Below are 18,964 nucleotides of genomic sequence, written 5' to 3' on the forward strand. Positions count from 1 at the left end.
CCCGGCCGGACTCGGTGGCGGCGGCCAATGTCCGGCTTCGACGAATTGCGTTGCGCTCCACGTCGCCGCCGTTCATTTGCCTCTGATCCGTCGCCCGGCCCTGGCGACGGGGATGCAGTGATGCCCCGGCGCCGCAACGAAAGAGGGAAGGCGAAAGCCTCCGGCGGCCAGACGGAGCCGCGCTCCCTTTGGAAACCCCGGGCGCTGCGCCGGGAAGCAGGCCTGCCGCCAGCATGTCTTTTCTGGGGATGGCCGCCGATTGGCCGTGAGGGTCAGGCCGGGCGACGGGTTGGCGCAGGGCGCGCCCGGCAGCGCGAAGCATTGCTGCCGAAGCGCCGTGTCGCGAACCCCGAGCCCGGCAGATCAGCGGACTCTGCGGCGTTCGCTACGGCCTCTGCGGCGTTCGCTACGGCCTCTGCGGCGAACCCCGAGCCCGGCAGATCAGCGGACTCAGAAGCTCGGGCGCAAGGCGAACTCTTACGACCCTCCGAGGGCATGTCAGCGGATTGCGGACTCAGGATAAAAGCCGGGCCAGGGCGTTCGCGCCCAAAAGCACCTGGGCCATGGCCCCGAAGCACAGAAACGGCCCGAACGGAATGGGGATGGCGCTTTTTTTCCCCTTCCCGCCGAAAAGAAAAAACGGACTGCACACCAGCGCCGCCACGCTGCCCATGAGAATCGCCAAGGGCAGTCCCACGGCCCCGCACATGCCGCCGATGGCCAGCATCAGCTTCACGTCGCCGCCGCCCAGGCCGTCCACGCCGCGCAGATTCCGGTAGCCCCAGGACAGAAGCCAGAAGACCGCAAATCCCCCGCCGGCCCCGTACAGCGCCAGAGGCAGTCCCACCCCGGGCGTCAGCCACCCGGCCGCGATGCCCAGCACGGCGGCCGGATAGGTCAGGCGGTTGGGCAGAAGGAAGGTGCGCAGATCAATGGCCGAGGCGACGATGAAAAGCCCTCCCACGGCCAGAAGAACCAGAAAAAGCGGCGTGGGGCCGTATTTCAGGGCCACAAGCGCGGCCCAGGCCGCCGAGACGATCTCCAGCAGCGGATAGCCGATGGGGATGCGCACCCCGCAGGAGGCGCATCTCCCCCGGGCCAATACATAGCCCAGAAGCGGGATCAGTTCCCACCAGGAGAGACGATGCCCGCAGGCCGGGCAATGCGACGGCGGCAACACGATGGACTGGCCCACCACGTAGCGGTGGGCGCACACGCTGTAGAAGCTGCCGAGCAAAAGCCCAAACAGCCCGGCCAGCCAGGGAAACAGGCGCACAAGCGCCGGATCGGCAAAAAACCGGATCATCAGGCTCCGTCGCCGTCGGGGGACAGGGGTTCATAGTCCCCCCCGGCCTTTTTGATTTCTTCCAGGGCCACTTCGAAAATGACCGGCATCTTTTCGGCCATTTGCGGCGTAATGTCCACCGCCATGGTCTGGTAGTCGAAGGGCTCGACGCCGACCACCACGGCCTCGGGCCGGTTTCCGGCCAGACCGCAGCAGATCAGCGTGTCCACCAGGTCCGACTGGTGCATGGAGTTTTTAAAGGCCAGGGACTTGCGCAGATCCTCGCCGGTCAGCAGATAGACGCTGCCCGGTTCGTCGCCGCCTAAAACGGCGTCGATGACAATGAGCTTTTCGCACTGCATGATGGGGTCCATCAGCCGCATTCCGAGGGTGCCACCGTCCATGAGCGTCACGTTGTCGGAAAAGCGGTAGTCGCGCAGCAGGGCCTCCACGGCCCGGACCCCCACGCCCTCGTCGGTGTACAGGATGTTGCCCACGCCAAGAACCAGGATTTTGGGAACGGTGTCGTGCATAGGGTACCGCCAAAAAACGGGAACCCGGCGCTGGCCGGGTTCCCGCATGGATGCGTTGCGTCTTGAGGCTAGCGGATGCGGAACTTCAAGACTTCGTTGGTTTCGGGCTCGATCACGTGCACGCCGCAGGCGATGCAGGGATCGAAGGCATGCACGGTGCGCAGGATCTCGACCGGACGCTTGGGATCGGCGATGGGGGTGCCGATCAGGGCCTCTTCCACGGGGCTGACGGCCCCGGCGGCGCAGCGCGGTCCCAGGTTCCAGGTGGAGGGCACCACGAGCTGGAAGTTGTCGATCTTTTTGTCCTTGATCTTGATCCAGTGGGACAGGGCGCCGCGCGGCGCGTCCACCAGGCCCACGCCCTCGGCCTCGGCGGGCATTTCCCATTTGGCGGCCAGGTTGGTGTCGCCCTTTTTGATGTTGGCGGCGTATTCCTTGATCCAGCCGTCCATCTTCTCGGCGATGATGGCGGTCTCGATGCCGCGGGCTGCCGTGCGGCCCAGGGTGGAGAACAGCGCCGTGGCCGGGATGCTGAGCTTTTTCAGCACGGTGTCCACGAGGCCCTTGGTCTCCTTGTGTCCCTTGGCGTAGGCGATGAGCACCCGGGCCAGGGGGCCGACTTCCATGGCCTTGCCGTTGTAGCGGGGGGCCTTCATCCAGGAATAGCGTTCCTTGTCATCAAGCTTGGTGTACTGCGGGTCGGTGACGCCCTCGTACGGATGGTGGGGCTGGTCGCCCTTGTACCAGGAGTACTTGACGTGCTCGGTGATGGCCTTGAGGTCCACCTTGTCGATTTTCTTGAGATCCCGGTTCATCATGACGCCGGCCGGGAAGTAGCAGGATTCCATGTATTTGGCGGTATCCTGGACGTTGGTCGGGAATTCGCCAAAGGACATGAAGTTGGTGGTTCCGCCGATGCCGCCCCAGTCTTTGTAGAAACCGGCCACGGCCAGAAGGTCGGGGATGTACACTTCGTCCACGAACTTCTTGGTTTCCTTCCACAGCGCGGTGAACTCGGCGATGCGATCCGGGGTCATGGCGTCGTAGTTGGTGCAGCCGCCCACGATGGTGAACTGGGTGTGGGGGTTCTTGCCGCCGAACACGGCCATGCAGCGCGCGGCCTTGACCTGCAGGTGCAGGGCCTCCAGGTAGTGGGCCGTGGCGATGAGATCGACCTCGGGCGGCAGGTAGTAGGCCGCATGCCCGCCCAGGAAGTAGGCGTTGGTGAAGATGCCCAGCTGTCCGGTCTCCACGAAGGCTTTCAGGCGGTCCTGCACGGCCTTCAAGGATTCGGCGGAGTTGCCCGGGCGGGACGGGGCGATGTTGGCGGCCAGTTTGGCGGCCTTCTGGGGGTCGGCCTTGAGCGCGTTGGTGACATCGACCCAGTCCAGGGCGTGCAGGTGATAGAAATGCACGATGTGGTCATGCAGATACTGGGCGGCCATGACCAGGTTGCGCATCATGCGGGCGTTGGCCGGGATGTTGACCTTGACGGCGTTGTCCACGCAGCGGGTGGAGGCCAGGGCATGCACGTAGGTGCACACGCCGCAGGCGCGCTGGGTGAAGTGCTGGGCGTCGCGGGGGTCGCGGCCCTTCAGGATGATTTCCAGGCCCCGGAAAAGCTGCGAAGAGCTCCAGGCGTCCTTGATCTTGCCGTTTTCCACTTCGACCATGATCCGCAGGTGTCCCTCGATCCTGGTAATGGGATCGACGATGACCGGCCCTGTGAAGGTGCTCTGCGGAGTGGGTTTACTTTCAGCCATATTGTCCTCCATCAAGCGATGATGATTCGTGAGTGACAGCCGACCTGAATTCTCGGGCGGCGGCCTTGGCTACTGTTGATAGAACGGGCTCATGGAATCCCAGAAATCGGGCTCGCTGCACCCGATGCAGGGATGTCCGGCCTGAACCGGCCAGTTGGTCTGGTTGAACAGCACCTTGGGGCAGTTGTTGTAGGTGACCGGCCCCTTGCAGCCCAGTTCGTAGAGGCAGTAGCCTTTTTTGGCTTCCTCGGAGTCGAAGGACGGCGCGAATTCCGAGGCGTCGAAATGCTTGAGACGGGGACAGTTGTCGTGGACGGTCTCGCCGAAGAACATGTTCGGACGGCCGTCCTTGTCGAGTTCGGGAATGCCCTTGGTCAGCACATGCACCACGGCGCCCACGAAGTTGATGGGGTTGGGCGGGCAACCGGCGATGTTGATGGTGGTCACGCCGGTGGCTTCCTTGACGCTGACGGCCTGGCTGGGATTGGGCTTGGCCTTCTGGACGCCGCCGAAGCAGGAGCAGGTGCCCATGCAGATGACGCCCTTGGCTTTGGGGGCCAGTTCCTTGGTGGTCTCGAGCATGGTCTTGCCGGAGACTTTGCCCCAGGCGCCGTTTTCGATCATGGGAATGCCGCCCTCGACGACCAGGAAGAATCCGTCCGGCGCAGCCACGGCCTTGTGCAGGGCTTCCTCGGCGGCCTCGCCTGCGGCGGCCATGATGGTCTCATGGTAGTCCAGGGAGATGGTGTCCAGGATCAGCTCGTCGATAAACGGTTTCACCGTGCGCAGGATCGCCTCGGAGCAACCCGTGCATTCGGCGTTGTGCAGCCAGACGACGGAGGGACGCTTGGCTGCGGTGAGCGCCTGGGCCACCTTGGGCGCGAACGCCGGGCCCATGCCCATGGCGGCGGCCACGGACGCGCAGAACTTCATGAAGTCGCGGCGCGTGACGCCCCGATCTTCAAGCCGTTTTTCAGCATTTTCCCTGCCAAGACCCACAGAGAATTTCATAAAACTCCTCCTTTCAGTTAGGGCCAACGCGCCGGCTGTATCGCCACCCTCGGGATTCCGGCGCACTGGTTGTGCCGTTGCCGACAGCGGCCTGTCTCTGTGTCCCCTTCGTTGCGGGACTGAAGCATGGCCGCCAACGTGAAAAACATCACGATATACTTCCGTCCAAGAATCACTTTTACAACGAAAGGTCAATGGGGTTCCGGAAAAAAACAAGCAAAGACGCAATCATAGCATGTAACTGTACAGTCTGGTCGAGTCCGTATTACCTTTTTTATTTTCTTATGCAGACGGCAGGGACGTCTTTTTTATTGTGCTGCATGTCCATTTTTGTCAGATTTCTTCCCCTCGACCAATCCGGATCGATCACCACGCAGCGCCCTGGCTTTTATCAATAGCTCGGGCCGGTATTCAAAATGCATGATGTCATATTCCGCCCACTTACCACCCCAAATGAACCCTTCGGCCTCAAAGGCCGCAACCACCTCCTCCGGGAAGGACTGCCTCCGGGCCAGCTTGTCCGAGGGACGCCGGTGGTGACGCCAGTACGGGTTGCGGCCCGGATTGACGTCCACGGCGATGCCCAGGGCGTGCATGCTCAGGCGGCTGGTCCCGGCGATGGTCCGCCAGTTGAAGGTGCCCACCACCGGGTAGAGCACGTCCCGCAGTCCGCGATCCCGGGCCACCAAGTCCTCAAGCCGGGCGGCGACCCGCTCCAGGGCGTCCGCCGCGCCGTTTCTGGTGTTGAAGGGCACCGTGCGGTCCAAAAAGCGCACCGGGCGGCAGGCGGCCGACACCTCGGCCGCGTCCCGGCCGTAGACCTCGGTCAAAAACTCCGTCACCCGCCGTCGGCCCGGATGCTGCCCGGCCGGGGGGTCGCCGGCCAGCGGGCCGGGCTGGTACGGCTGGGCCAGCATGTCTTCCAGGTCGGGGGCCTCCAGGGCCTCATCCGCCGACTTGGCGCGGCCGTCGTCATAGACGAACCGCTTTCCGGATCGGGTGACCACGAAAAACCGGCCATCTTCGTCCACGACCTCCACGATCACCCCCGGATAGGCGGCCAGCAGGACCGCCAGGTCAAGCTGCTGCGCCGTCCCGGACTCTCCGAGGGCCGCCGCGCCGTGGGGCGTCTCGGCAGCCCCGGCCCGCGCCGTCGGCAGGGCGACTCCGGCAAAACACAGTGATCCAGTCAAGATATAAGTCCATATCCGATATGCGCAAGAATGCGGAAAAATGATCATGGCGAGACGTTCTCCTCTCCCCCTGGGTTTCGTCTGAAACATGCGCCAAGGGCACAGGGAGTTGCGGCTTCCCTTGCCCGGCGATCAACGGTATTTTGCCATCGAACTCCCTCGCCCGCCAGCCTGCCCGCATGCTGCGGGCCAAGCAGGGGCGGCCCTGCAAGGGACGCCCCTTTCCCGGTATCGCCAAAAGGAGAGAAAAATGGACGCGACGCGGCAAAAATCCATTCCGGGGCTTCTCGTCATTGTCATTGTCGGCGTGGTCATCCTGTATGCCGCCCTGTTGACCGCCATGGCCTTCCGGGACACGGCGGACGCGGTTTCGCCGTCCCCGCCGCCAGCCGCCCGGGACGGCGCCGCCGTCCCCGTTGCGGCCCCGAAGCCCGGCATGTCCTCCCCCGGGCAATCCCGGCCCCCCGTTGCGCAGCCCCTGCGCGTCAGCCCCACGGGCCCCGTGGGCAAGGCCTCGGAGGATCCCCTGCCCGGGGCCGGGAACCTCCCCGGCGGCGGCAAGGCCCTGGGAAACTAGGGCGGTCGGCCCTTCGCCGGTGTCGTCGGGGCCTGACTCCCAAAATGGCAGGCGGCGTGCCCGGGGAACACGTCCCGTCGCCGGGACGACGGGACGACGTGCGCCAGCGGTCCCGGTTTTCGGTTTCGGCCAAGGCTTTGGCCGTACTGCCGGTGTTTTCTCCGCATCATTATATATGAACGTCGCGGTCGACAGGGCGGGCCGGGTTCTGGCGGGCGCATGTCCATGGCGCACGGCTTGTGCGGGGGGTTGCAATTCCCTGGCGGGTTGGCGATGGTGGCGGCATGAGCATGAGCCTGGAAAAAAGCTGGAAGATGCGCGGCCAGGGTGGCGGCGCGACGGGGTTCGGACATCGCCTGGGCGTCTCCGATCTGGTGGTGGAACTCTTGCGCGGCCGGGGGCTTTCGACCGTGGAGGAGATGGACGTTTATCTGTCGCCGGGATTGCGGCATCTCATGCCGCCGGGGGAGATTCCGGGGCTGACGCGCGGGGCCGAGGTCGTGGCGGCGGGCCTTGCCGCCGGGAAGCGGCTGGCCGTGTGGGGCGATTACGATGTGGACGGGGTGACCGGCACGACGCTTCTGTTGGATTTTTTGCGGCAAAGGGGCCTCCCGGCGGCTTGGCGCATCCCGAACCGGCTGGAGGAGGGCTACGGGCTGAACATGGCCGGGATCGAGGCCCTGGCCCGGGACGGGGTTTCCCTGCTGGTGACGGTGGACTGCGGCATCACCAACGTGGCCGAGGTGGCCCGGGCCAAAGAGCTGGGGATGACGGTGGTGGTCACGGACCACCATCTGCCCGGGCCGGAGCTGCCGCCTGGGGATGCGGTGTGCGACCCCAAGTTGTCGGAGAACGCCGGGAGCGATCTGGCCGGGGTGGGGGTGGCTTTTTTTCTGGCGGCGGCGCTGAACCGCATGCTCCCGGGGACGCCGTGCGACGTGCGCAGGCTCCTGGATCTGGTGGCCATGGGGACGTTGGCCGACGTGGTGCCGCTACGGGGCCAGAACCGGATTCTGGTCAAAAACGGGCTGTTGCTCCTGTCGGAGGCGCTCCGGCCCGGGGTTCGGGCCCTGCGCGAGGTCTGCGGGCAGACGCCGGGGACCCCCATCGGGGCGGGGCAGGTAGGCTTCGGCCTGGCCCCACGCATCAATGCCGCCGGGCGCATGGGCCGGGCGGATGCGGCCATGGACCTGCTCCTGGCCGGGGACATGGACACGGCCAGACCCCTGGCGGCCTTCCTGGATCAGGAAAACACCGAGCGCCGCCAGGAGGAGGAGCGCATCCTTGAAGAAGCCCGGGCCCAGGCGGCGACGTTCCCTGGCCGGGCTTCCCTGACCCTGCACGGGCCGGGCTGGCATTCGGGGATCATCGGCATCGTGGCCTCGCGCATCGTGGACGCCACGCACAAGCCCACCCTGATCGTGACCGAGGAGGGCGGGGCCCTCAAAGGGTCGGGCCGCAGCATCTCCGTGTTGGATCTGCACGAGGCCCTGACCGAGGTGTCGGATCTGTTCAGCAAATTCGGCGGGCACCGGCAGGCGGCGGGCTTTTCCCTGGCGGACGGCGACGTCGCGGCCCTGCGGGAGCGGTTCGAGGCGGCCGTGGTGCGGCGCATCGGGGCCGAGCCCATTCCGCCCGTGCTGACCTTGGACGGCGAACTGGGTTTTTCCCGCATCGACGCCGGACTGGTGCGGGAGATCGAGCTTTTGCAGCCGTTTGGGCCGGGCAATCCCGAGCCGCTGTTTTCCTCTCCGCCGGTGACGGCCCTGTCCCGGCGGACCTTTGGGGGAGGCGGGGACCATGTGGTGGTGTCGCTTCGCGACGAAACGGCCCAGGTGACCCTGCGGGGCAAGGGCTGGCGAATGGCGGGCGAAATCGCCGAGGCCATGGTGGGCCGGGCCGTGCAGGTGGCCTTCACGCCGCGCCTGGACACCTACGACGGACTGCCCAGGATCGAACTGCGGATCAAGGATGTCAAGGATATCAAGAGTTCGGGGAGCTAGGTTCACTTTTTGAAAAAGGTGAGTTCAACTTTTTTAACCGTAAAAAATTTTATACCTGCGTCAAAAAACCACCGTTTTTCCCTTGCCAACCACATGGGCCAGGCGTAAAAAGGCCTCACGCATCCGCGCGAAGGGTTCCGTTTTTTTGGGGAAAACCTCGCGAAGGATGGCAGGCATCGGCATCTGGTTGCAATGTGTAAAACGGAGGAAGGAACATGAAGCGTTTGACCCTTGCTTTGGCGGCCATTTTGCTCCTGGGTTGCTTCGCCAGCGCCCAGGCGGCCACCGAAGTGAAGATGACTGGTGATTTTCGCGTCTATGGAAACTGGTGGAGCGGCCGTAACTTCACCGGCTGGTCCAATCAGTTCAACGGCGGCTCCGCTGCCGGAACCCAGACCGAAGACGACTTCGGCGTCAACCAGCGCTTTCGCCTGCGCACCGACTTCGTGGCCAACGAGGCCCTGAAGTTCCGCTTGGGCATCCGCGTGAACAACCAGTGGTGGGGCCGCGGCACCCTGACCGCCGACGCGCCCGCCGTGTCCATCGATGTCTACCAGGCCTACCTGCAGTTCAAGTGGCCGGACACCGACATCGAGATCACCGCTGGCCGTCAGCCCCTGGCCCTGCCCCAGAGCGGCTATTTCGACGGCGGGCTGGTCTTCGATTCCGAAGCCGCCGCCCTGGTGATCACCGCTCCCCTGGTGCCCGACACCCTGGGCCTCTTGATCGGCTACAGCCGTTTCTATGACGACGGCCAGTGGGACACCACCACCACCCAGGTGGCTGATGAGCTGGACCTGTTCTTCATGGCCCTGCCCATCACCCTGGACGGTTTCAGCATCACCCCCTGGACCGCTCTGGGCATCGGCGGCCGCGACGCCGACTACGACAGCCTGGTGGCCGCGAACCTGGTCACCCCGGGCTTCAGCGATGTGGGTTGGAAGAACAATCAGAATGCCTATTGGTGGTTGGGCGGCGCGATCGAGATCGACGCCCTTGATCCCATCAAGTTCTACGCCGACGTGATCTACGGCCAGGGCGCCATGAGCGATCGCAAGGTCAATCAGCGCGCTGGCTGGTTCATTGACGCCGCCATCGAATACACCGGCTGGGATGTCCTGACCCCGTCCGTGTTCGGCTGGTGGAGCACCGGTGAAGACGGCTCCTGGAGCAACGGCAGCGAGCGTATGCCCTACACCGTGCCCTCCTGGAACGCCGGCGCCTCCTTCCTGTTCGACGGCGGACAGGAACTCGGCGCTGACAGCAACATGTACATGAACCCGATCGGCACCTGGGGTATCGGCCTGTCCCTGAAGGACATCTCCTTCATCGAAAAGCTGACCCACCGCATCACCTTCGCGTACGTGCAGGGCACCAACTCGTCCAAGGCCATCCGGGCGACGAACTACACCAACTACCTGATCAGCGCCACCGGCATGGCCGTGCCCATGACCGGCACGACCTACAGCCCGGCCTACTATGGTGTGGATTACTACGCCCCGAGCTACACCTCCAACGGCCTGTTCGCCATGGGCCGCGACCTGACCGCCAGCGAGTACGTGATCGGAGTGAACTTCGACCACAAGTACATGATCTATGAAAACCTGGCGGCCATCGTCGAGACCGGCTACGCCCACGGCGACTTCCAAAAGAGCGTGTGGGGTTCGCGCCTGGTCAACAAGTCCCAGGACGCCTGGCGCGTGGCCTTCGGCCTGCAGTACAAGTTCTAATGAAAGTGTAGCCGGATCATGCCGATGCCGTGGCCGGAACCTTCGGGTTCCGGCCTTTTTTTTGGTGCGCCCGGCAGGGCGCACCCACTTGGAGGTGAAAGTCCTCTCCAGACCTGGCAGGGGGAGCTGGTAGCCGGACGACGCAAGATGCAAAACGCGGCGGGAATCGCAACGCTCCGGAACCGTACGCCCGGTGCTGCGCGAGGGCGGAGCCCTTTCGGTCCCTGACTGCCCGGTGTTTTTACGCCACAGTGGCTCCATCGCCATCGTACTGGCCGGCTGAGGGCAATTCGCCATGGCGGGGGGAGGGGAGGCGGCTGGGCGGAATGCGCATGGGTTTTCGTCTCTTGGCCTGGCTCTGCGAGATGCTCTTTTTGCACTGCGCAGCGGCCGGAGGGAGGGGCGACGGCTTGTTTAGAATCTTAATATAATGAAATTACAGAGAAATATAGAATTGCACAGAAGGTAGAATTTTTTGTACCTGTGTCAAATTTACAGCCATTTCCCCTTGCATGTGTTTTCCGATTGGGCTAAAGCTTGCACATGCTTTCACAGAGGGCGGTCAGTTTTCATTGGCTGATCCTGGGAAAGCTTGCATCGGCAACCGGCACATATCCAAACCATGGAGGAAGGAACATGAAACGTTTGACCCTTGCTTTGGCGGCCATTTTGGTCCTGGGCTGCTTCGCCAGCGCCCAGGCGGCCACCGAAGTGAAGATGACCGGTGATTTCCGTGTCTATGGCAACTGGTGGAACGGCCGCAACTTCACCGGCTGGTCCAATCAGTTCAACGGTGGCTCCGCTGCCGGAACCCAGACCGAAGACGACTTCGGCGTCAACCAGCGCTTTCGCCTGCGCACCGACTTCGTGGCCAACGAGGCCCTGAAGTTCCGCTTGGGCATCCGCGTGAACAACCAGTGGTGGGGCCGCGGCACGCTGACCGCCGACGCGCCTGCCGTGTCCATCGACGTCTACCAGGCCTACCTGCAGTTCAAGTGGCCGGACACCGACATCGAAATCACCGCTGGCCGTCAGCCCCTGGCCCTGCCCCAGAGCGGCTACTTCGACGGCGGGCTGGTCTTCGACTCCGAAGCCGCCGCCCTGGTGATCACTGCTCCCCTGGTGCCCGACACCCTGGGCCTCTTGATCGGCTACAGCCGCTTCTATGACAACGGCCAGTGGGACGCCACCACCACCCAGGTGGCTGATGAACTGGACCTGTTCTTCATGGCCCTGCCCATCACCCTGGACGGCTTCAGCATCACCCCGTGGACCGCTCTGGGCATCGGCGGCCGCAATGCCAACTACGACAGCCTGGTTCTCGCCAACCTGGTCACCCCGGGCGCCATCGCCCCGGGCTGGTCGGAGAATCAGAATACGTATTGGTGGTTGGGCGGCGCGATTGAAGTCGACGCCCTTGACCCCATCAAGTTCTACGCCGACGTGATTTACGGCCAGGGCGCCATGGCTGACCGTCAGGTCAACAACCGCCGCGGCTGGTTCATCGACGCCGCCATCGAATACACCGGCTGGGATGTCCTGACCCCGTCCGTGTTCGGTTGGTGGAGCACCGGTGAGGACGGCTCCTGGCGCAACGGCAGCGAGCGTATGCCCTACACCGTTCCTTCCTGGAACGGCGGCACCTCCTTCCTGTTCGACGGCGGACAGGAACTCGGCGCCGACAGCAACATGTACATGAACCCGATCGGCACCTGGGGTATCGGCCTGTCCCTGAAGGACATCTCCTTCATCGAAAAGCTGACCCACCGCATCACCGTCGCGTACACGCAGGGAACCAACGCGTCCAAGGCCTTCCGCAGCATCAACTACGCCAACTACGCGATCACCGCCGCCGGCGTGGCCGTGCCCATGACCGGCGCCGTCGTGTCCCCGGCGTACTATGGCGTGGACTACACCTATCCTGGCTACACGTCCAACGGCCTGTTTTCCATGGGCCGCGACCTGACCGCCAGCGAGTATGTGCTTGGACTGAGCTTCGACCACAAGTACATGATCTATGAAAACCTGGCTGCCATCATCGAGACCGGCTACGCCCACGGCCACTTCCAGAAGAGCGTGTGGGGCCCCCGTCTTGCCAACAAGGCGCAGGACGCCTGGCGCGTGGCCTTCGGATTGCAGTACAAGTTCTAATGGAGTCATGACCGGATAATGCCGATGCGGCGGCCGGGATCTTCGGATCCCGGCCGTTTTTTTTGGTGCGCCCGGCAGGGCGCTGCCACGCGGAGGTGAACATTTCAAAACGGTGCGGGCGAGCACGGGAACGCCACAGGGTGAACCCCGGCACTTCGTAATACTTCAGAGACTTCGACCAGGGGAATGGACGTGTTGTGTATTCTATCTGACGTAGTTTCAGATAAAATAACGGATATGTTGTGCAAGTTGCGGTTTCATCTGTCCGCTGGCGACGGACGAGGAATCCGGGGGGATTTATTTACGTACGAAAGCGAAATAGTGTGCATATTGTGATTGATATGGGGTGCTGTACGGTGTGTGCTGTGAATTGTTGTTGCAGACGATAATCAAAATCAACTCATGCTATCTCTCTCTAATTTTTGAGAATAAATTTTTCTGTGTCATTAGTGTAAAAAAAATTGTACTTGTGTCAAAAAAATTGCCTTTTTCCCTTGCAAAAGACACAATGCTTGGCTAGAAGTTGCACAAGCGTTCGTAGAGGGTGGTCTGTTTTTTTTGGGGCAGATCTTACGGATGCCAGGCATCGGCAACCGGCACGAATCCGCAACATGGAGGAAGGAACATGAAACGTTTGACTCTTGCTTTGGCGGCCATTTTGCTCCTGGGCTGTTTCGCCAGCGCCCAGGCGGCCACCGAAGTGAAGATGACCGGTGATTTCCGTGTCTACGGCAACTGGTGGAACGGCCGCAACTTCACCGGCTGGTCCAACCAGTTCAACGGCGGCACCGCCGCCGGAACCCAGACCGAAGACGACTTCGGCGTGAGCCAGCGCTTCCGCCTGCGCACCGACTTCGTGGCCAACGAGGCCCTGAAGTTCCGCTTGGGCATCCGCGTGAACAACCAGTGGTGGGGTCGCGGCACCCTGACCGCCGACGCGCCTGCCGTGTCCATTGACGTTTACCAGGCCTTTTTGCAGTTCAAGTGGCCGGACACCGACATCGAGATCACTGCCGGTCGTCAGCCCTTGGCCATTCCCCAGAGCAAGTACTTTGACGGCAGCCTGATCTTCGATTCCGAGGCCGCCGCCCTGGTGATCACCGCTCCCCTGGTGCCCGACACCCTGGGACTGTTGGTCGGCTACAGCCGTTTCTATGACAACGGCCAGTGGGACGCCACCACCACCCAGGTGGCTGATGAGCTGGACCTGTTCTTCATGGCCCTGCCCATCACCCTGGATGGCTTCAGCGTGACCCCGTGGACCGCCATTGGCGTCGCCGGACGCAATGCGGCCTACAACTTCGAGGCCGCCGCCAACCTGGTTTCCCCTGGCTACCTGATCCCGGGCTGGAAGGACCGTCAGAACGCCTATTGGTGGTTGGGCGGCGCGATTGAAGTCGACGCCCTTGATCCCATCAAGTTCTACGCCGACGTGATTTACGGACAGGGCGCCATGAATGAGCGCAGCAGCAGCCAGCGCCATGGCTGGTTCATCGACGCCGCCGTCGAATACACCGGCTGGGATATCCTGACCCCGTCCGTGTTCGGCTGGTGGAGCACCGGTGAGGACGGCTCCTGGCGTAACGGCAGCGAGCGCATGCCCTACACCTTCTCGTCCTGGAACGGCGGCACCTCCTTCCTGTTCGACGGCGGACAGGAACTCGGCGCCGACAGCAACATGTACATGAACCCGGTTGGCTCCTGGGGCTTGGGCCTCTCCCTGAAGAACATCTCCTTCATCGAGAAGCTGACCCACCGCCTGACCTTCGTGTATGTGCAGGGAACCAACTCGTCCAGGGCCTTCCGCAACATCAACTACGCCAACTACGCGATCACCGCCGCTGGTATTGCCGTGCCCATGACCGGCGCCGTCGTGACCCCGGCGTACTATGGCGTGGACTACACCTATCCCGGCTACACCTCGAACGGCCTGTTCACCATGGGCCGCGACCTGACCGCCAGCGAGTACGTGTTCGGACTGAGCTTCGACCACAAGTACATGATTTATGAAAACCTGGCCGCCATCATCGAGACCGGCTACGCCCACGGCCATTTCCAGAAGAGCGTGTGGGGCCCCCGTCTTGCCAACAAGGCGCAGGACGCCTGGCGCGTGGCTCTCGGTCTGCAGTACAAGTTCTAAAGGACGCGTGATCTGTTTCGCCGATGCCTCGGCCGGGATCTTCGGATCCCGGCCATTTTTTTTCCATGTTCCGGGTTCCGTCTGGCCAGCCACGCCTTGCCTGTCGACTCCGGCAGGAGTACAAAGCGCCTTCGTCTGGCAACAAGAGACCCCCCTCGGATGTGTCGCATGGATGTCCTCGCCGGTCTGTTCCCCCTTCTCAAAGTGCTGGCCGCCTTCGCCGCCATGCTCACGGGCATCCGCCTGCGCCTTGGCCTGCCCTTGTCCATCCTGGCGGGCAGCATCCTTCTGGCCGCCCTGTTCGCCCTGTCCCCCCTGACCTGGATCGCCACGGCGGCCCGCGCCCTGGCCGACCCCCAGACCCTCAGCCTGGCGGGCATCGTGGCCTGCATCATGACCTTAAGCGACCTTCTGGAGAAAACCGGACAAAACGACCGGCTCATGCGCGCCGTGGCTCCGTTGATCACAAATCCGGCCCTGCGCATCACCTTTTTCCCGGCGCTTATCGGCCTGTTGCCCATGCCCGGCGGGGCGCACTTCTCCGCCCCCATGGTCAAAAGCGTGGGCGACCCCCTGAGCGTCTCCGCCAAGGACCAGGCCCTCATCAATTATTGGTTTCGGCACCTGTGGGAACCCTGCTGGCCCCTGTATCCCGGCGTCATCATGGCCGCCTCCCTGGCCAACGTCTCTCTGGTCTCCATCATGGCCATCACCTGGCCCGCCGCAGTGGGCTGCGTCGCCATCGGATGGTTTTTTTTTCTGCGGCAAAACCTCAAAACCACCGCCGCGCTTCCACATGTCACAGGAAAAACAGACTACAAAACCCTGCTCAAACTGGGCCTGCCCCTGCTGACGGCCATCCTCGGCGCGGTCGGCGCGGAGGCCGCCTTCGCCGCCCTCAAAAGCGATCTGCCCTTCGAAATCGGCGTCATGATCGCGCTTGCCGCCGCAAGCCTGGTCTGCGCCCTGCAAAACCGGGTTCCCGCCCGCGAGATCCTTTACGAGCTCAAAAACCGCCACACCCTGCACATGCTCGCGGTCATCGCCGCCATCTTCATCTTCAAGGATGTCCTCGGGGCCACCGGCGTGGCCGAAACCCTCGCCTCCTCGGCCGGAAAAGAGGCCGTCCTGGTCACTGCCGCCGTCATCGTTCCCTTTCTTGTCGGTCTCGTCTCCGGCATCACCATGGCCTACGTGGGGGCCGCCTTCCCGCTGCTCATGGCCGTCATCCCCATGACCCAAAGTGGCCCGGATATGGCCTGGATCACCCTGGCCATCCTGTGCGGCTATACCGGCGTGCTTATCTCGCCCCTGCATATCTGCTTCATCTTCTCCTGCTCCTACTACCACGTGGATCTGGCGTCCGCCTGGCGACGCCTCGTGGCGCCCTGCGCCATCTTCCTGGCCGCCAGCCTCGTCTACGTCGCCCTGCTCTAAACGGCATCGGGGCTGCCGCCCCGGCCCCGCCCGGCATCGGGGCTGCCGCCCCGAGCCCCGCCCGGGGGGACCAATGTCCCCCCGGACCCCCCGTCACCGAGTCGTTGCCCCGGCCGCGTCGCGGCAGGGGCAACGACTCGGAAACGCGGGTGTTCGGCAGGGGCACAGGCCTCCGGCCAGGAGCCTGGGCCTTTGGGCACGGAACCTTGCGGCCCCTGGCTGACGCGAAAGCGTCGGCCAGGGGCCGCACGTTACGGGTCCAGGGGGCTTAGCCCCCTGGCGGGGGGCGTGGGGGGCAGCGCCCCCCACCCGCCTTTGCCTCCGGGTGCTATGCGGCGGCGGCGAACAGGTTGGGCGGGCGGGAGGCCAGGACGGTTTGTATGGATTCCAGGGTGTCGTCTATGGAGAGGCGGAATTTGGCCAACACGTTCTGCCAGGGTGCAGTGGCCGGTGCAACCGGATTGGTCAGGAAGTGGATGATGGCGTCGGCTGTACACAGTGTCAGGGCGGCGCGCCGATGGTCTGGGGCGTGTGTCGGGGCGTGGTGCCAGTTGACGGGTTCGGTAAGCTCGGAAGGCAGGTTCCAGGCCTTGAGGACCATGGAGCCGATGAGGCCGTGGTCGAGGCCCCAATGCCGGTCCTCGGCCAGGTGGAAGGGGATGACGTCGGTTTTGGCCAGGGTTTCGATGTCCTTCCAGTCGGCCGGGCGGTGCTGTGCGGTGAGGAGTTTTCCCAGGTCGTGGAGGACGCCGGCGGTAAAGAGATTGTCGGCGTCGGGGGCGCCGAGGACGGGGGCCAGTTCCTTGGCGGCCAGCCCCACGGCCAGTTGATGCTCGAAGTAGCTGGAGATGTCGAAGGTTCCGGGCAGCGGGTGGAGCGTGGCGATGTGGCGCACGCCCAGGGCCAGGATGAGGGTGCGAATCTCGTTTAAGCCCAGCACGGTGACGGCGCGGTTGACGGTGCGCACTTCGGATTGCAGGCCATAGAAGGCGGAGTTGGCCATGGTCAGGACTTTGGCCGTAAGCCCCTGGTCCTTGGCGATGGTTTCCGCGATGTCATCAAGGGGGGCCATGGAGCCGTCGCCTGTCTGGAAGAAAAGCTTGTTGAGCAGGATGGGTGAGAAGGGGAGTTCCAGGCGCAGGGTCGGCAGCTCCAGAAGAAAGCTTTGTCCGCGTTCGTGGTTCATGCTCTCTCCAGGGGTATCCGGGGAAGATCAGGGCTGCCCGCTGATTGGTCCGCCGGATTCGGGATCGGAGGGTGAAGAGGAGGCTGCGGTGTCGGCGCTGCCGATGATGTCGGAGGCGACTTGGCCGGGCAGCAGATTTTTTTCCACCAGGTAGGTAATGAACTTCTTCGCCGCCATGAGATCGGGATTGATATCCAGGGCTTTTTTCAAATATTCAAAGCACTGCTCGATGTTTTTTTTCTCGAAGAAGGCCCGGGCGATGTTATAGAGGAGGTTCTCATCGCTCTGGGTCAGATCTTCGGCCCGTTTGTAGTAGTCCAGGGCCTGGTCGAGCATCTTGTTTTTGCGCAGGTTGATGCCGAACTCATTGAAAAGATGCTTGTGTTCCTTGTCGAAGGCCGCATCCAGCCGGACCAGGCGTTCGAAGATGTCCTGGGCCTTGTTGGCCTCGCCCCGGTCCAGGTAGGTTAGCCCCAAACCGAAGTTGGCCCGGACGTTTTCCTCGTCCACGGCCAAGGCCTGGCCGAATTCGAGTTCGGCGCTAAATATCTCCCCCTTGCTGCGGTGCTTCTCTCCCTTGACGATGGTCATGTTGAGTTCACGCATTTTGGGGTAGACGGTGCTGACGTAGAATTCAGGCTCCGGGGAAAACTTCTCCAGGAGCTCGTCCACGGTGATTTTGCGTTTCGGGCCGGAAGGGACGTAGTTTTTGTTGAGGGGCTGTATTTCCAGAAGCTTGTCGCCAAGCTCTTCCACGAACCAGTACATTTTCTGTATGGTTTTCCGGGTGGTGGTGCCTGTGCCCACGCGCTGGATGGCCTGGGTGGAAAAAACACCTTTGATCCGGTCATGGGCCTTGCCGGATGGTTGGTGCTTTTCACCGCCGGATTCGCGTACGGAAAAAAGTTCGTCCTTGTCAGCCATTGTCGATGCCCCTTGCGTTCGGCGTTGCGATCCCCTGGGGGCTTTTCAAAAGATATACTTGAAGAATGCCGGATTTGAAAGAATTTTCTGCTTTCCGCAAGTTTTGGCGGGTGGGGGCGTGGGACGAGTCCCCATGAAACGTCCTCAGCGGAACTGGGCCACAAGCTTCTCCACAAGTCCGGGCAAAAGCCGGGTCCGGGAGCGTTCGGCCAGATACACGGCGCGTAGCCGGTCCAGGGCCTGTGGCAGGACGTCGTTGACCACCAGATAGTCGAAGCGGGCCGCCTGGGCGATCTCGCCAGCGGCATTGGCCAGCCTGCGGGCGACGACTTCAGGGGTTTCGGTGCCCCGGCCGGACAGCCGCCTGGCCAATTCTTCCCGGGATGGCGGCAGGATGAACACGTAGGCCCCATCCGCAAAGACCTGGCGCAACTGGTCGGCCCCGGCCACGTCGATGTCGAAGAGCACGTCTTTTCCCGAGGCCAGCTGGTCCACCACCGGGCGCATGGGCGTGCCGTAGAAATTGCCGTGCACCTTGGCCCACTCGGCGAAATGTCCGGTGTCCCGCAGGCTGGAGAATTCCTCCACGGACATGAAATGGTAGTCGCGGCCGTCCACCTCTCCGGGCCGGGGCGGGCGGGTGGTGGCGGACACGGAGAAGGCCAGCTCGGGAAATTCCCGGCACAGGGCCGCAAGCAGGGTGGACTTGCCCGCGCCGGAGGGGGCGCAGACCACGAATAAAAGTCCCAGCCGGTTAGTCGTCATCTGATGCGTCCTCCTGGATGAAACGCTGGCCGATGGTCTCGGCCTGGATGCCCGAGAGCACCACATGGTTGGAGTCGGTGATGATGATGGAGCGGGTTTTGCGGCCCTGGGTGGCGTCCACCAGCCGGTTGTCCGCCCGGGCGTCCTCGCGCAGGCGGCGCATGGGGGAGGACGTGGGGCTGACGATGGCCACCACCCGCGAGGCCACCAGGAAATTGCCGAACCCGATGTTCAAGAGGGCGTTTTTCGCCATGGACGCGCTCCGT

Annotated in this window: 15 protein-coding genes; 6 read left to right on the top strand and 9 right to left on the bottom strand. The window is 63.3% G+C overall.

Annotation, left to right across the window (positions count from 1 at the left end):
- Positions 1-514: 514 nt before the first annotated feature.
- From GD606_RS18870 to GD606_RS18890, 5 genes are all read right to left on the bottom strand, one after another.
- Positions 515-1,306: a prepilin peptidase gene (locus tag GD606_RS18870; protein ID WP_163303803.1), complete on the bottom strand. Its 792-nt coding sequence runs from the start codon at positions 1,304-1,306 to the stop codon at positions 515-517.
- Complete coding sequence (locus GD606_RS18875) at positions 1,306-1,818, bottom strand: HyaD/HybD family hydrogenase maturation endopeptidase (RefSeq protein WP_163303802.1); 513 nt, start codon at positions 1,816-1,818, stop codon at positions 1,306-1,308. Before GD606_RS18875 ends, GD606_RS18870 begins: the two co-directional genes overlap by 1 nt.
- 68 nt (positions 1,819-1,886) lie before the next feature.
- On the bottom strand, positions 1,887-3,581 hold the full coding sequence (locus tag GD606_RS18880; RefSeq protein WP_163303801.1) for a nickel-dependent hydrogenase large subunit: 1,695 nt from the start codon (positions 3,579-3,581) through the stop codon (positions 1,887-1,889).
- A 69-nt stretch (positions 3,582-3,650) separates the two neighbouring features.
- Positions 3,651-4,592 carry a hydrogenase small subunit gene (locus GD606_RS18885; RefSeq protein ID WP_163303800.1) on the bottom strand — a complete coding sequence of 314 codons (942 nt, stop codon included), beginning with the start codon at positions 4,590-4,592 and terminating at the stop codon, positions 3,651-3,653.
- A gap of 308 nt (positions 4,593-4,900) precedes the next feature.
- Positions 4,901-5,785, bottom strand: coding sequence for a M15 family metallopeptidase (locus tag GD606_RS18890; RefSeq protein ID WP_163303799.1), 885 nt, complete (start codon positions 5,783-5,785; stop codon positions 4,901-4,903).
- A gap of 250 nt (positions 5,786-6,035) precedes the next feature.
- Here GD606_RS18890 and GD606_RS18895 point away from each other — a divergent pair, with 250 nt between their 5' ends.
- The 6 genes from GD606_RS18895 (at position 6,036) to GD606_RS18920 (ending at position 15,823) form a co-directional block, all read left to right on the top strand.
- Entirely contained in the window at positions 6,036-6,362 is a 327-nt protein-coding gene (locus GD606_RS18895; RefSeq protein ID WP_176629352.1) for a hypothetical protein, read from the top strand.
- A 290-nt stretch (positions 6,363-6,652) separates the two neighbouring features.
- Entirely contained in the window at positions 6,653-8,365 is a 1,713-nt protein-coding gene (gene recJ / locus GD606_RS18900) for a single-stranded-DNA-specific exonuclease RecJ (RefSeq protein WP_163303708.1), read from the top strand.
- Between the two features lie 215 nt (positions 8,366-8,580).
- Positions 8,581-10,095: an outer membrane homotrimeric porin gene (locus GD606_RS18905; protein WP_163303704.1), complete on the top strand. Its 1,515-nt coding sequence runs from the start codon at positions 8,581-8,583 to the stop codon at positions 10,093-10,095.
- A gap of 636 nt (positions 10,096-10,731) precedes the next feature.
- On the top strand, positions 10,732-12,246 hold the full coding sequence (locus GD606_RS18910) for an outer membrane homotrimeric porin (protein WP_163303705.1): 1,515 nt from the start codon (positions 10,732-10,734) through the stop codon (positions 12,244-12,246).
- A gap of 625 nt (positions 12,247-12,871) precedes the next feature.
- Complete coding sequence (locus tag GD606_RS18915) at positions 12,872-14,386, top strand: outer membrane homotrimeric porin (protein ID WP_163303706.1); 1,515 nt, start codon at positions 12,872-12,874, stop codon at positions 14,384-14,386.
- 168 nt (positions 14,387-14,554) lie between these two features.
- Complete coding sequence (locus GD606_RS18920) at positions 14,555-15,823, top strand: DUF401 family protein (RefSeq protein WP_163303707.1); 1,269 nt, start codon at positions 14,555-14,557, stop codon at positions 15,821-15,823.
- 328 nt (positions 15,824-16,151) lie between these two features.
- Here GD606_RS18920 and GD606_RS18925 read toward each other — a convergent pair whose 3' ends face one another.
- The 4 genes from GD606_RS18925 to GD606_RS18940 form a co-directional block, all read right to left on the bottom strand.
- Positions 16,152-17,009: an HDOD domain-containing protein gene (locus tag GD606_RS18925; protein ID WP_163303329.1), complete on the bottom strand. Its 858-nt coding sequence runs from the start codon at positions 17,007-17,009 to the stop codon at positions 16,152-16,154.
- A 27-nt stretch (positions 17,010-17,036) separates the two neighbouring features.
- Positions 17,037-17,933: a tetratricopeptide repeat protein gene (locus GD606_RS18930; protein ID WP_163303330.1), complete on the bottom strand. Its 897-nt coding sequence runs from the start codon at positions 17,931-17,933 to the stop codon at positions 17,037-17,039.
- Between the two features lie 144 nt (positions 17,934-18,077).
- Positions 18,078-18,698 (bottom strand): guanylate kinase, encoded by a 621-nt coding sequence (gene gmk, locus GD606_RS18935; protein WP_163303331.1) that lies wholly within the window; start codon positions 18,696-18,698, stop codon positions 18,078-18,080.
- On the bottom strand, positions 18,688-18,951 hold the full coding sequence (locus GD606_RS18940) for a DUF370 domain-containing protein (protein ID WP_163303332.1): 264 nt from the start codon (positions 18,949-18,951) through the stop codon (positions 18,688-18,690). Before GD606_RS18940 ends, gmk begins: the two co-directional genes overlap by 11 nt.
- Positions 18,952-18,964 lie beyond the last annotated feature (13 nt).

The sequence above is a fragment of the Desulfolutivibrio sulfodismutans DSM 3696 genome (assembly GCF_013376455.1).
GTDB lineage: Bacteria > Desulfobacterota > Desulfovibrionia > Desulfovibrionales > Desulfovibrionaceae > Desulfolutivibrio > Desulfolutivibrio sulfodismutans.

What these genes read in the sequence shown, in the direction of transcription:
- gmk (WP_163303331.1), bottom strand. Translation starts at nt 18,698, where the DNA reads ATGACGACTAACCGGCTGGGACTTTTATTCGTGGTCTGCGCCCCCTCC.
- GD606_RS18910 (WP_163303705.1), top strand. Translation starts at nt 10,732, where the DNA reads ATGAAACGTTTGACCCTTGCTTTGGCGGCCATTTTGGTCCTGGGCTGC.
- GD606_RS18880 (WP_163303801.1), bottom strand. Translation starts at nt 3,581, where the DNA reads ATGGCTGAAAGTAAACCCACTCCGCAGAGCACCTTCACAGGGCCGGTC.
- GD606_RS18875 (WP_163303802.1), bottom strand. Translation starts at nt 1,818, where the DNA reads ATGCACGACACCGTTCCCAAAATCCTGGTTCTTGGCGTGGGCAACATC.
- GD606_RS18885 (WP_163303800.1), bottom strand. Translation starts at nt 4,592, where the DNA reads ATGAAATTCTCTGTGGGTCTTGGCAGGGAAAATGCTGAAAAACGGCTT.
- GD606_RS18895 (WP_176629352.1), top strand. Translation starts at nt 6,036, where the DNA reads ATGGACGCGACGCGGCAAAAATCCATTCCGGGGCTTCTCGTCATTGTC.
- GD606_RS18930 (WP_163303330.1), bottom strand. Translation starts at nt 17,933, where the DNA reads ATGGCTGACAAGGACGAACTTTTTTCCGTACGCGAATCCGGCGGTGAA.
- recJ (WP_163303708.1), top strand. Translation starts at nt 6,653, where the DNA reads ATGAGCCTGGAAAAAAGCTGGAAGATGCGCGGCCAGGGTGGCGGCGCG.
- GD606_RS18915 (WP_163303706.1), top strand. Translation starts at nt 12,872, where the DNA reads ATGAAACGTTTGACTCTTGCTTTGGCGGCCATTTTGCTCCTGGGCTGT.
- GD606_RS18925 (WP_163303329.1), bottom strand. Translation starts at nt 17,009, where the DNA reads ATGAACCACGAACGCGGACAAAGCTTTCTTCTGGAGCTGCCGACCCTG.
- GD606_RS18905 (WP_163303704.1), top strand. Translation starts at nt 8,581, where the DNA reads ATGAAGCGTTTGACCCTTGCTTTGGCGGCCATTTTGCTCCTGGGTTGC.
- GD606_RS18870 (WP_163303803.1), bottom strand. Translation starts at nt 1,306, where the DNA reads ATGATCCGGTTTTTTGCCGATCCGGCGCTTGTGCGCCTGTTTCCCTGG.
- GD606_RS18940 (WP_163303332.1), bottom strand. Translation starts at nt 18,951, where the DNA reads ATGGCGAAAAACGCCCTCTTGAACATCGGGTTCGGCAATTTCCTGGTG.
- GD606_RS18920 (WP_163303707.1), top strand. Translation starts at nt 14,555, where the DNA reads ATGGATGTCCTCGCCGGTCTGTTCCCCCTTCTCAAAGTGCTGGCCGCC.